Genomic DNA, 11594 nt, shown 5'->3' on the forward strand with positions numbered 1-11594 from the left:
CCCAGGATGTGGCGGGACCCGGCGGTCCCGGTGTGGATGCGGGCCCACGGCGAGATCGCGGCCGCGGCCGGTGCGCTGGGCAGGCCCCGGCCCCGGGTCGACCTCGCCCTCGACCATCTCGAAGCAGGCGTCGAGGCGATGGCCGGGCTCACCGACCGGGGCAGTGACCAGCGGTCCGCCGAGCACGGCCTGTCCACGTTCGAGGGGGACATCCGGACGATCGTCGAGCTGATCCTCACGCACCTCGTCGGACGGGACCTGGCGGCGCGGCTGCCGGGGGAGTTGGCTGGTCTCAAGGCCGTGACCGAGCGGGCGGCGGCGGGCGACGACCCGGACGCGGTACGCGAGGCCCTCGCGGCCCTGCGCCTGCCGTCCGCGCACGCCCGCACCGCCTCCGGACCGGAGGTGGACCGGGCCGCCGAACTCCTCGACCGGGGCCGCGGGCTGCTGCTGGCCCGGCGCATCGAGGCCCGCGCCGACCTCGACGCCCTGCGCGCCGGGCACCCGGATCTGGCGGCCGAGTTCGAACGACTGACGGACGCGCTTGCCGCCGGTCCCGGGGATGGCGGGGCCCCGGCCGGACCCGCCGGGTATGAGCGGCTGACGGACGCGCTCGGCGCTGGTCCTGAGGACACCGACGCCCTGGCCGGACCCGCCGGGTATGAGCGGCTGACGGACGCGCTCGGCGCCGGTCCCGAGGGCGCCGACGCTCCGGCCGGACCCGTCGGGTTCGATCGGCTGACGGACACGCTCGCGGCCGGTCCCGAGGGCGCCCTCGCCCCCGCCGGGCACGCCGAGTGGGCCCGGCTCGCGGCCTTGCGTGCCTCACGCGAACTCGACGCGCTGATCGCCCGTATCCGGACCGCGCCCGGCTTCGAGGACTTCCTGCGGCCCCTGGCCGCACCGCAGTTGCGGGACCTCGCGGCCGACGGCCCGGTCGTGGTCCTGAACCAGGGCCGCCGCCACTGCCATGCCCTCGTCGTCACCGCCCGCTCGATCACCGCCCTGCACCTCGACGTCGGGGCCGACGAGGTCGCGGGCGCCGCCCGGCGGCTGCGGGACGCCGTCGACGCCATCAACGCCCAGGGCACCGCCCGGCCCTCCCCCCCGGCAACTGGTCGCCGCGGGCACCACGGTCCGCGAGACGCTGGCGTGGACCTGGCACCAGGTCGTCCGTCCGGTCCTGGACCTGGTGGGCGCCGCGGAGCCGGTCCCCCGGCACGGCAGCTGGCCCCGCCTGTGGTGGGTGCCGACCGGCGCCTTCGGCGCACTGCCCCTGCACGCGGCCCAGTGCACGGCACCGGACTGCGCGCAGGACGGCTGCGGAGCGGCGCTGGACGCGGTGGTGTCGTCTTACGTCCCGGGCCTGAAGACCCTCGCCCACGCCCGCTCCCGGGCCCGCCGCCGGCCCGGCCCCGGCGGTGCCCTGCTGGTCGCCGAGCCGGAACAGGAACTCCCGGGAGTAGCCGCGGCCACCGCCTACGCCGCCGGACTCCTCGGCGCGCCCGCCCCGCTGATCGGTGCGGCCGCCACCCGCGAGGCCGTCCTCGGCGCCCTGCACCACGCCTCCTGGGCCCACTTCGGCTGCCACGCGGCCACCGACCCCGCGGAACCCTCCGGCGCCCTGCTCCGCCTGCCGAGCGGTGAGCCGGTGTCGGTGCTGGAGATCTGCCGGGCCCGGCCGAGCGCGGCGCGGCTGGCGTTCCTGGCGGCCTGCGGCACCGCCCGGACGGCGGAACGCCTCACCGACGAGGCCATCCACATCACCAGCTCGTTCCTGCTGGCCGGGTTCCCCGCGGCGGTCGGCACCCTGTGGACCATCGACAGCACCCACGCGGACCACATGACCCGCGACTTCTACCGGCGTACGACGGCCCCGGACACCCCGGGCGCGGCCCGAGCCCTGCACGAGGCGGTCCGCGGACTCCGTCGCCGCATCCCCGACCGGCCGCACGTGTGGGCGGCGTACGTGCACGCGGGGACCTAGATTCGCGGGTGGTGGCGTATTCCCGGTGACCCATCGGAATTCCGATGCCCGGGATCGGAATCCTCATTGGAGACCTATGGGTCGACGGGCTTACGTTCGAGGTCCACCTCAACCTCTGGAGATCACCCCATGTCGAAGATCCTGTTCGTGCTGACCGGCGTCGACCACTGGACGCTCGCCGACGGCACCCGCCACCCCACCGGCTTCTGGGCCGAGGAGGTCGTCGCCCCCTACCAGCGGTTCAAGGCCGAGGGCCACGAGATCGTCGTCGCCACGCCCGGCGGAGTCGTGCCCGTCGTCGACCGGGGCAGCCTCGCCCCGGAGGCCAACGGCGGCCAGGAGGGCGCGGACGAGACCGCCCGGGCCCTCGACGCGATGACCGACCTGAAGAACCCGGTCGGCCTGGCGGACGTCGACCTCGACGACTACGCCGCCGTCTTCTACCCCGGCGGCCACGGCCCCATGGAGGACCTGGCGGTCGACGCCGTCTCCGGCCGGCTCCTCGTCGACGCCCTGGACTCCGGCAAGCCGCTCGGCGTGGTCTGCCACGGCCCGGCCGCGCTGCTCGCCGCCACCCGCGAGGACGGCGCCAACGCCTTCGCCGGCTACCGGATCGCCGCCTTCACCGACGCCGAGGAGACCCAGGCCGGGCTCGCCGGCAAGGCGAAGTGGCTGCTGCAGTCGCGGCTCGTGGAGGCGGGCGTGCAGGTCGAGGCGGGCGAGCCGTGGGCGCCGCACGTGGTCGTCGACCGCAACCTGGTGACCGGCCAGAACCCGGCCTCCTCGGCCCCGCTCGCGGCCGAGCTGCTGAAGAGGCTGAGCTGAGCGCGTCCCCGGGAACGGGCATCCAGGACCTCAACCTGGCCCGGACGTTCCTGGCCGTCTACCGCTCCGGCTCCTTCACCGCCGCCGCGCAGCTGCTGGGCATCTCCCAGCCCACGGTGACCACGCAGGTGAAGGCCCTGGAGCGGCAGTCGGGCCGCGAGCTCTTCGCCCGCCTGCCCAGGGGCGTGGCGCCCACGCCGTACGCCCATGACCTGGCGGCGCGGATCGCGGGCCCGCTCGACGCGCTGCTGGAGGCCACCGGCCACGGCCCGGCGGAGTCGGGCCCGCCCGCGCCGGTCCACCTCGCGGGCCCGGCCGAACTCCTCTGCCTGCGCGTCCTGCCCGCGCTGGCGCCGCTGGTCGCGGAGGGGCTGCGGCTGCGGGTGACACCGGGCCTGACGGATCCCCTGCTCGACGAACTGCGCGCGGGCCGCCACGACCTGGTCCTGGCCACCACCCGCCCGCGCGGCCGTACCCTGCTCGCGACCCCGCTGGCCGACGAGGAGTTCGTGCTGGTCGCCGCGCCGGTGTGGGCGGACCGCATCGGCGGCCGGGTGACGGCCGAGGGCCCCGGTGTCCTGCACACCGTCCCGCTCATCGCCTACGCCGAGGACCTGCCCATCCTCCGCCGCTACTGGCGGCACGTCTTCGGCCGGCGCCTGAACTGCCGCGCCGCCGTCACCCTGCCCGACCTGCGAGGCGTCCTGGCGGCGGTCACCGCGGGCGCGGGCTTCTCGGTCCTGCCCCGCTACCTGTGCGAACACGAACTCGCCTCGGCCGCCCTCACCCTCCTGCACGACCCCGAGGACCCACCGATCAACACGGCGTACGTGGTCCAGCGCCCGGGACCCGCCGGAAACCTCGATGTCACCCGGGTCCGGGACACCTTGCTGCGCGTGGGCCCCACCTGGTGACACGGGGTGGGACCCACGCTCTCCGGGGTCAGCTTGCGGTGCAGCTGACCGTGGGCCAGGTCCGGTTGCCGTTGTGCTGGATGGTGACGCCCCAGTTGTTGCCACTGCCGTTGGGCCTGGCGGTCAGGACTTGTGGACTGGGGTAACTGGCGCTGACGTTCCAGGTGGAGAGGACCCTCGCGGGCGAGGGCACGTTCATCGTGACGGTCCAGTTGCTGGAGCCGGTGACCGAGACGTTGAGGTTGTAGCGGTCGCTCCACTGCTGGCCGGCGGACAGGGCGGCCGTACAGCTGCCACCGCCCCCGCCGGAGCCGGTCGGCGCCACCGCCCGGCCGGTCTGCGGGGAGATCATCCCGGCGCAGAGATTACGGCTCGCCAGTCCCTGCGCGATGCGCGGGATCGCCGCCAGGGAGTTGGCGGACCAGTCGTGCATCAGCATGACCTGTCCGTTGGTGAGCCGCCCCGCGGCCGCCACGATCGCGTCCGTGGTCGCGCCGTTCCAGTCCTGGGAGTCGACGTCCCAGATGACCTCCGTCAGACCGTACTTGGCGGCCACGGCCTTCACGGTCGCGTTGGTCTCGCCGTACGGCGGACGGAAGAGCACCGGCGTACCGCCGCCCGCGTTGCTGATCGCCTGCTGGGTACGGGAGAGCTCGGAGTCGATCTGCGCCTGGCTGAGCTGGGTCAGATGCGGGTGCGTGTAGCTGTGGTTGGCCACCCACATGCCCGCGTTCACCTGGGCGCGGACCTGCGCCGGGCTGGCGGCGGCGTACTGGCCCTGGTTGAACATCGTGGCCCGAAGGCCGTTCTGGGTGAGTGCGTTCAGCAGGGCCGGGGTGCTGCCGGACGGGCCGTCGTCGAAGGTGAGGGCGACGTAGCCGTTGCAGGTCGCGGCCTGTGCCGGGGTGGGATTGGCGGTGCTGACGGTGATCGTGCTCGCTACGGCCAGTGCGGCCACAGCGAGTTTCGCGATCAAGGGACGCATGGTCGGGCCTCCTTCGCGGTCAGCTCGCCGTGCAGGAGACGGTGGGCCAGGTGTGGTTGCCGTTGTGCTGGATGGTGGCGCCCCAGTTGTTGCCGCTGCCGTTGGGCCTGGCGGTGAGGACTTGTGGACTGGGGTAACTGGCGCTGACGTTCCAGGTGGAGAGGACTTTCGCCGGGGAGGGGACGTTCATGGTGACGGTCCAGTTGCTGGACCCGGTGACCGAGACGTTGAGGTTGTAGCGGTCGCTCCACTGCTGGCCGGCGGAGAGCGTGGCGGAGCAGCCGGTGCCGCCACCGCCGCCCCCGCCGCCCGAACCGGTGCCGCCCACCGTGATGTTGGAGCTGCCGCTGCTCTGGTAGCCCTCGGTCGCCATGATCATGTAGTAGTTGAAGCTGCCGAGCGGCATTCCGGCGCGGGCCCACGCGTCGAAGTGGTTGCCGGTCGTGATGGTGCCGCCCGTCCGCTTCGACTGCCGGACGCTCCAGTACTGGTCGAAGGTCTTGGTGCCCTCGACGGAGGGGGCGTTGTACCGGGTCGTCTTGTAGATGTCGTACGTGCCGCCGTCGGTGGTGACCGTGCCCTTGAAGGTGCCGGTGGGGCGGTAGGTGCCCCAGTTGTCGACGATGTAGTACTCCACGAGCGGATTCGCGGTCCATCCGTAGAGCGTCAGGTAGGCGTTGCCGGACGGGTTGAAGGTGCCGGAGTAGGTCACGGTCCGGCGCGCGCCGTTGGCCCAGCCCTTCCCGGCGACGAAGTTCCCGGTGTTGCGCCAGCTGGTGCTGTAGTTGCCGCCGGAGCCGAGGTTCATGGAGACCGTGCCCTGGGCGTCGGTCCAGAACGAGTAGTAGTAGCCGTTGTTGGTACCGGTCTGGTTCGTGGTGACGACGGTGTCCGCGTGGGCGGTCACCGATCCGATGGCGAGCAGCAGGACGGCACAGGCGCTGCTGATGAGCAGTCGGAGCCGTGTGAGTGAGTTCTTCATGCGGCGGAGTGTTGGCCGGGGCACGACAAGTGTCAATGGTTTCGGTTTTTGTTACGAAACATTCGGAGGCCCGGAATCGGCTATTTCTGCATTTCACCAGCCTTTCCGATGCCGCCTGACTTTTTTCTCGCCATCTACCTGATCATGTGGCCCGAGCCTAATTCCGAAAGATTTCGTGGAATTCATCGATCGTGGGCGAGCGAGACGCAGCGTCTTGCGTCAATCGAGCGTAGGGGGTACGGTCCAGGAGTCTCGCCAAGACGAGACGTCTCGTCTCGTAGATGATCCATCGAAAGGGACCCACTTGTTCCATGCTCCCGAAGCACCCTCCCCCGTCGCCGTCCCCCAGCTCACCGTCACCGAGGTCAGCAAGCGCTACGGCACCCGGCTCGTCCTGGACCGTGTGTCGTTCACCGTCCGGCCCGGTGAGCGGGCCGGGGTCGTCGGGGACAACGGCTCCGGCAAGTCCACGCTCCTGCGGCTGCTCGCCGGCGCCGTACCACCCGACAACGGCGACCTCACCGTCGTAGCACCGGGCGGGATCGGTCATCTGGCGCAGACCCTGGACCTGCCCGACACGGCACGCGTCGGTGACGCCGTCGACCTGGCGCTGTCCGAACTGCGCACCCTGGAGCGCCGGTTGCGGGAGGCCGGGGCCGAACTCGCCGACTCCTCGGCGTACGAGCACTATGCCGCGCTGGAGGCGGAGTTCGAGGCGCGCGGCGGTTACGACGCGGACCGCCGGGTCGACGTGACCCTGCGCCACCTGGGCGAGTCGGCCGCCCTGGACCGGTCCCGCAGGCTCGGCACCCTCTCCGGCGGCCAGCGCTCACGGCTGGCCCTGGCGGCGACGCTGGCCTCCTCGCCGGAGTTGCTCCTCCTCGACGAGCCGACCAACGACCTGGACGACGAGGCGGTGGCCTGGCTGGAGGAGCGGCTGCGCGCCCACCGGGGCACGCTTGTCGCCGTGACCCACGACCGGACCTTCCTGGACCGCGTGACGGACACCATCCTGGAGGTGGACGCCGGAACCGTCCGCCGCTACGGCGACGGCTACGAGGGATACCTGACCGCCAAGGCCGCCGAACGCGCCCGCCAGGAACGGGAGTACACCGAATGGCGGGCGGAGGTGGCCCGCCAGTCCCGGCTCGCCGACTCCCACATCGGGCGCCTGGACGCGATCCCCCGCAAGGCGCCGTGGGCGTTCAGCGGGGCGGGCGCCTTCCGGGCCCGCTCCCGGGCGCACGGGGCGATGAGCCGGATCCGCAACGCGCGGGAACGGGTGCAGCGGCTCACGGAGAACCCGGTGCCCGCACCGCCGGAACCGCTGCGGTTCGCCGCTCGGATCGAGGGTTCGGCGGACCGGGCGGTGGAGGCGGCCGACGTGTGGGTGCCCGGACGCCTGCTGCTGGACTCCCTGCACGTGCCCGCGGGCGGCCGACTGCTGGTCACCGGTCCCAACGGCGCCGGGAAATCGACACTGTTGCGGGTCCTGGCCGGTGAACTGGCCCCGGAGCCCGGCGCGACGGTACGGCGGCCCGCGCGAGCCGGGCTGCTCCGCCAGGTGACACCGCGGACGCCGAGCGAGGACGACCTCTCCCTGGCGGCGGCCTTCGGGGCGCACCGGGCGCAGGAGCTGCTCTCGCTGCGCCTCTTCCGCGAGCCCGACCTGGACCAGCGGGTGCGGGACCTGTCCACGGGCCAGCGCCGCCGCCTGGAACTGGCCCGCCTCCTGACCGAGCCGCACGACGCGCTCCTCCTCGACGAGCCGACGAACCATCTGGCCCCGGCCCTGGTGGAGGACCTGCAAGCGGCCCTGGCCGACTACACGGGAACAGTGATCATCGTGACCCACGACCGCCGCCTCCGCTCGGCCCTATCCGGCCCCACCCTGGAACTGAGCCCGATCTGACGACCGTCCCGCCCCCTGCCCTGCCCCGGCCCCCGATTCCCCGTGCACGGCTATGGGAAGTTCTGGGGTGCGTCGTTACCCTCCGCCCATGATTCCCACGGTGGTCTGGGGCACAGGCAACGTCGGGCGCGCGGCCGTGCGGGCCGTCGCGGCCCACCCGATGCTCCGCCTGGTGGCCGTGCTGGTCTCCACTGCCGCCAAGGTCGGCAAGGACGCGGGCGAACTCGGCGGCCTCGGCCGCACCCTCGGCGTGACGGCGACCGACGACGTGGACGGCGTCCTCTCCGCAGGCCCGCGCGCGGTCGTGTACGCCGCCTCCGGTGACGTACGCCCGGACGGCGCGATCGAGGACATCAGCCGCGCCCTGCGCGCCGGCGCCGTCGTCGTCACCCCCTCCCTGTACGGCATGTACGACTGCACCAACGCCCCCGACGAGATCCGTGCCGGCCTGCTCGAAGCCGCCAGGGCCGGGGGCGGCGCCCTGTTCGTCTCCGGCGTGGACCCCGGGTGGGCCAACGACGTACTCCCGCTCCTGGTCAGCGGGTTGGGATCCGACATCGACGCGGTCCGCTGCCAGGAGATCTTCGACTACTCGACGTACGACCAGGAGGAATCGGTCCGCCATCTCATCGGCATGGGGCACCCGCTGGACTACCAGCCGCTGATGCTCGCCGAGGGCATCCCCACGATGATCTGGGGCGGCCAGCTGCGGATGATGGCCCGCGCCATGGGCGCCCAACTCGACCACACCGAAGAGCACTTGGAGCGCCGGCCGCTCGACGCGCCCGTCCACACGGACACCATGGGGGAGTTCGCGGCCGGTACCCAGGGCGCGGTGCGTCTCGAAGTGCGCGGCATGGTGGCGGGCGAGCCCCGCCTCGTCATCGAGCACATCACCCGCATCCACCCCGGCTGCGCCCCGGACTGGCCGGTGCCGCCCGGCGGCGGCGCGGGCGCACACCGCGTGATCATCGAGGGCCGCCCCCGCATCGAGGTCACGGTCGAGGCCACGGACGAGGGGGACAACCGAGCCGCCGGCGGCAACGCCACGGCGGCCGGCCGTCTGGTGAACGCCGTCGACTGGCTCGTAGCAGCCGAACCGGGTCTCTACGACGCCCTCGACGTCCCGCTGCGCCCAGCCGTGGGCCGACTCGGAAAGAGGTGACCATGCGGATCGACATTCCCGAGGGCGCCGAGCCCCTCGCGTACGTCTGGGGCGAGATGGTGCCCGGGATCGGCCCGGCGGCCAGTGCCTTCTCCCTCGCCGTCTATGAGCACACGACGCTCGGGCTGCGTGAGTTCGAGGCCGCCCGGCTGCGCGTCGCGCAGATCAACGGGTGCCTGTTCTGCCTGGACTGGCGCACCGAACGCGACGGGCAGAAGGTCGAGGAGGGCTTCCTCGACGCGGTCGCCCGGTGGCGTACGACGGACGCCTTCGACGAACGGACCCGGCTGGCCGCGGAGTACGCGGAGCGCTACGCACTAGACCACCACGGCCTGGACGGGGACTTCTGGGAGCGGATGACGGCGCACTACAGCCAGGCGGAGATCGTGGAGCTGAGCATGAGCATCGGCTCCTGGCTGGCATTCGGCCGCCTCAACCATGTGCTGGGGCTGGACAGCGTCTGCGTCCTGCCGTCGGCGCGCGGTTGAAGGGTGGGGGACAAGGGTGGGGACAAGGGTGTGGGCCGGGACCCGGAGGCCCCGGCCCACAGTCATGCGGGATCACGGGCGGCTCAGAAATCCTCGGCGATGATCCTCTCGATGTTGCGTTCGGCGAGTGCGGTGATGGTCACGAACGGATTGACGGTGACGTTGCCGGGGATCAGCGCGCCGTCCATCACATAGAGCCCCGCATAGCCGTGCAGCCGACCGTAGTTGTCGGTCGCCCGGTTGAGGACCGCGCCACCGAGCGGGTGGTACGTGAGATGGTCGCCCCAGATCTTGTGGGCGCCGAAGAGGTCCGTGCGGTAGATGGTGCCCTCGGTGGCGTTGATCCTGTCGAAGATCGTCTTCGCCATGGTGATCGACGGCTGCTTCCACGCCGTCTGCCAGTTCAGCTCCACCTTCCCCGCCGCCGCGTTCCAGGTGAACCGGCCGCGGTGGGGGTTGTCGGTGATCGACAGATAGAACGACGCCCAGGTCTCGATGCCCGTCGGCAGCGGCGCCACCTCGGCGAACGCCCCGCCCGCTGCCCAGTTGTCGATGCCCGCCGTCGGGATCGACGACTGCAGCGCGCCGGTCGGGTCCCACAGGTGGTTGGCCCGGCCGCACATGACGTTGCCGTTCTCGCCCCAGCCGTTGCCGATCTCGGCGTTGAGGTGCGGCAGTGCGCCCGTGGCCTTCAGCCGGACCAGCAGCTTGCTGGTGCCGACGCTTCCGGCGGCGAAGAACACCCGCCGGGCCCGTACCGACTTGGTGGCGATGACGGCGCCGCCCGTGTCGAGCTGCTCGACGGTCACGGCGTAGCCGCCGGTGGCGGGCGTGACGGCGGTGACCCGGTGCAGCGGTGAGATGGACACCCGGCCGGTCGCGCGGGCCTGCGCGAGGTAGGTCCTCGGCAAGGACTTCTTGCCGTGGTTGTTGCCGTAGAGGATCTCGCCGGCCAGCGCCGACTTGGGCACCGCTCCCGCCGCCTCCCGCTTCATGTAGTCCCAGTCGTAGACGTTGGGCACGAACAGGAAGCGGAAACCGGACCGTCCCGCGTGCTTGCGGCCGACGCGGGCGTACCCGTAGCACTCCGCGGTCTCGAGCCAGGCGGGGTCGATGCCGCTGACGCCGAGGGTGCTGTTGGCGCGCGGGTAGTACACGTCGTACATCTCGGCGACGTCGACGGAGGGCAGGATTCCGGGGAAACGGGAGCGCAGCGGCGTGACCGCCATCCCGCCGTTGACGAGCGACCCGCCGCCGACGCCCCGCCCCTGGTACACGACGATGCCGCCCATGTCCTCGGCGTCCAGGATCCCCGTGTACCGCGGCACGTCCTTGTCGAGCGGGAAGCCGAGGAAGTTGCTCAGCGGCTGCCTGGTCCGGGTGCGGAGCCAGAAGGACCGGTGGTCCGGGCTGGTGGTGTTGGCGAATACGTTGCCGTCCGTCCCCGGGGTGTCCCAGGCCATGCCCATTTCCACCATGCGGACGTCCACCCCGGCCTGAGCGAGCCGCAACGCGGTGACGGAACCGCCGTATCCGGTGCCGATGACGAGAGCGTCGACCTGCTCTTCGAGAGGGAGCGCCGCGGCGGCGGGCAGCTCGAATGCCCCCAATGCGGCGGCGCCAAAAATAGAACCAGTTCTACCAATGAAACGTCGTCGGGAAAGTTCTCTTCCTTCCGGTCTGACGTCTGCTTCGGATCTACCTGGTCTTCACTGCCTGCGGCACACGCTGGTCCCTGGACGCAAGAAGAACCCGCCGGCGAGCCGCCACGACCAAGACCACGAGTCCGCCGACGTCCGGGCTCCGATACACGCACCGGACGTTGACGGCCGTACTCCACAACTGCGCCATGTTCGTCATCGCGGCCCAGGTCTGCTTCCTCTACGGATCCGCGGGCCTCTACAAGGTGCAGGGCGCCACCTGGGCCAACGGCACCGCCCTGCACTACGTCCTGAACCTCGACCTGTTCCGCCCCTGGCCCGAACTCTCGCTCATGGTGGACCAGCACGAGGTCTTGATCAGCATCGCCTGCTACCTGACGGTGCTGCTGCAGGTGGCGTTCCCCTTCGTCCTGTTCGGACGCCTCAAGTACCCGGTCCTGACGCTGCTGTTGGGCATGCACGCAAGCATCGCCGTACTCATGGGCCTGCCGCTCTTCTCAGCCGCGATGATCATCGCGGACGCAACCTTCCTACCGGACCGCTTCTACCAATCCCTGCCCCGCCGCCGCCGACCCACGAGCAGGCAACCGGATGCCAGGAGCAAGGCGGAAGATCCACCCCGCGCAGAACAACCCCTCGTGCCGCCCCAGCCAACGGCCTCACATCTGTGACAAG

9 protein-coding genes and 1 pseudogene are annotated in these 11594 nt (G+C 71.7%); 7 read left to right on the forward strand and 3 right to left on the reverse strand.

The annotated features are described in order from the left end of the window. Positions 1-970 precede the first annotated feature (970 nt). From ACWD11_RS08600 to ACWD11_RS08610, 3 genes are all read left to right on the forward strand, one after another. Positions 971-1987 carry a CHAT domain-containing protein gene (locus ACWD11_RS08600; protein WP_451282319.1) on the forward strand — a complete coding sequence of 339 codons (1017 nt, stop codon included), beginning with the start codon at positions 971-973 and terminating at the stop codon, positions 1985-1987. Positions 1988-2116: 129 nt separating this feature from the next. Beyond that, a complete protein-coding gene (locus tag ACWD11_RS08605; protein ID WP_451282077.1) occupies positions 2117-2812 on the forward strand; it encodes a type 1 glutamine amidotransferase domain-containing protein in 696 nt (231 codons plus the stop codon). Beyond that, entirely contained in the window at positions 2809-3726 is a 918-nt protein-coding gene (locus tag ACWD11_RS08610; protein WP_451282321.1) for a LysR family transcriptional regulator, read from the forward strand. The genes ACWD11_RS08605 and ACWD11_RS08610 overlap by 4 nt, the downstream gene beginning before the upstream one ends. A gap of 28 nt (positions 3727-3754) precedes the next feature. Here the strand turns inward: ACWD11_RS08610 and ACWD11_RS08615 are convergent, their stop codons facing one another. Beyond that, positions 3755-4711: a polysaccharide deacetylase family protein gene (locus ACWD11_RS08615; RefSeq protein ID WP_451282079.1), complete on the reverse strand. Its 957-nt coding sequence runs from the start codon at positions 4709-4711 to the stop codon at positions 3755-3757. Positions 4712-4730: 19 nt separating this feature from the next. Continuing rightward, entirely contained in the window at positions 4731-5693 is a 963-nt protein-coding gene (locus tag ACWD11_RS08620) for a glycoside hydrolase family 11 protein (protein WP_389416754.1), read from the reverse strand. Positions 5694-5997: 304 nt separating this feature from the next. Between ACWD11_RS08620 and abc-f the strand changes: the two genes are divergently transcribed. The 3 genes from abc-f (at position 5998) to ACWD11_RS08635 (ending at position 9258) form a co-directional block, all read left to right on the forward strand. Beyond that, positions 5998-7605, forward strand: coding sequence for a ribosomal protection-like ABC-F family protein (abc-f, locus tag ACWD11_RS08625; RefSeq protein ID WP_451282081.1), 1608 nt, complete (start codon positions 5998-6000; stop codon positions 7603-7605). A gap of 88 nt (positions 7606-7693) precedes the next feature. Continuing rightward, positions 7694-8770 carry an NAD(P)H-dependent amine dehydrogenase family protein gene (locus ACWD11_RS08630; protein ID WP_389416756.1) on the forward strand — a complete coding sequence of 359 codons (1077 nt, stop codon included), beginning with the start codon at positions 7694-7696 and terminating at the stop codon, positions 8768-8770. Positions 8771-8772: 2 nt separating this feature from the next. Beyond that, positions 8773-9258: a carboxymuconolactone decarboxylase family protein gene (locus ACWD11_RS08635; RefSeq protein ID WP_389416757.1), complete on the forward strand. Its 486-nt coding sequence runs from the start codon at positions 8773-8775 to the stop codon at positions 9256-9258. An 83-nt stretch (positions 9259-9341) separates the two neighbouring features. Here ACWD11_RS08635 and ACWD11_RS08640 read toward each other — a convergent pair whose 3' ends face one another. Then, positions 9342-10868, reverse strand: a complete 1527-nt coding sequence (locus ACWD11_RS08640) for a GMC oxidoreductase (RefSeq protein WP_451282083.1) — start codon at positions 10866-10868, stop codon at positions 9342-9344. 77 nt (positions 10869-10945) lie between these two features. On the opposite strand from ACWD11_RS08640, the pseudogene ACWD11_RS08645 reads away from it, so the two are divergent. Continuing rightward, positions 10946-11590, forward strand: a pseudogene (locus tag ACWD11_RS08645) (HTTM domain-containing protein); the annotation flags it as partial. Positions 11591-11594: the final 4 nt, after the last annotated feature.

The organism is Streptomyces sp. NPDC002776 (assembly GCF_053592195.1).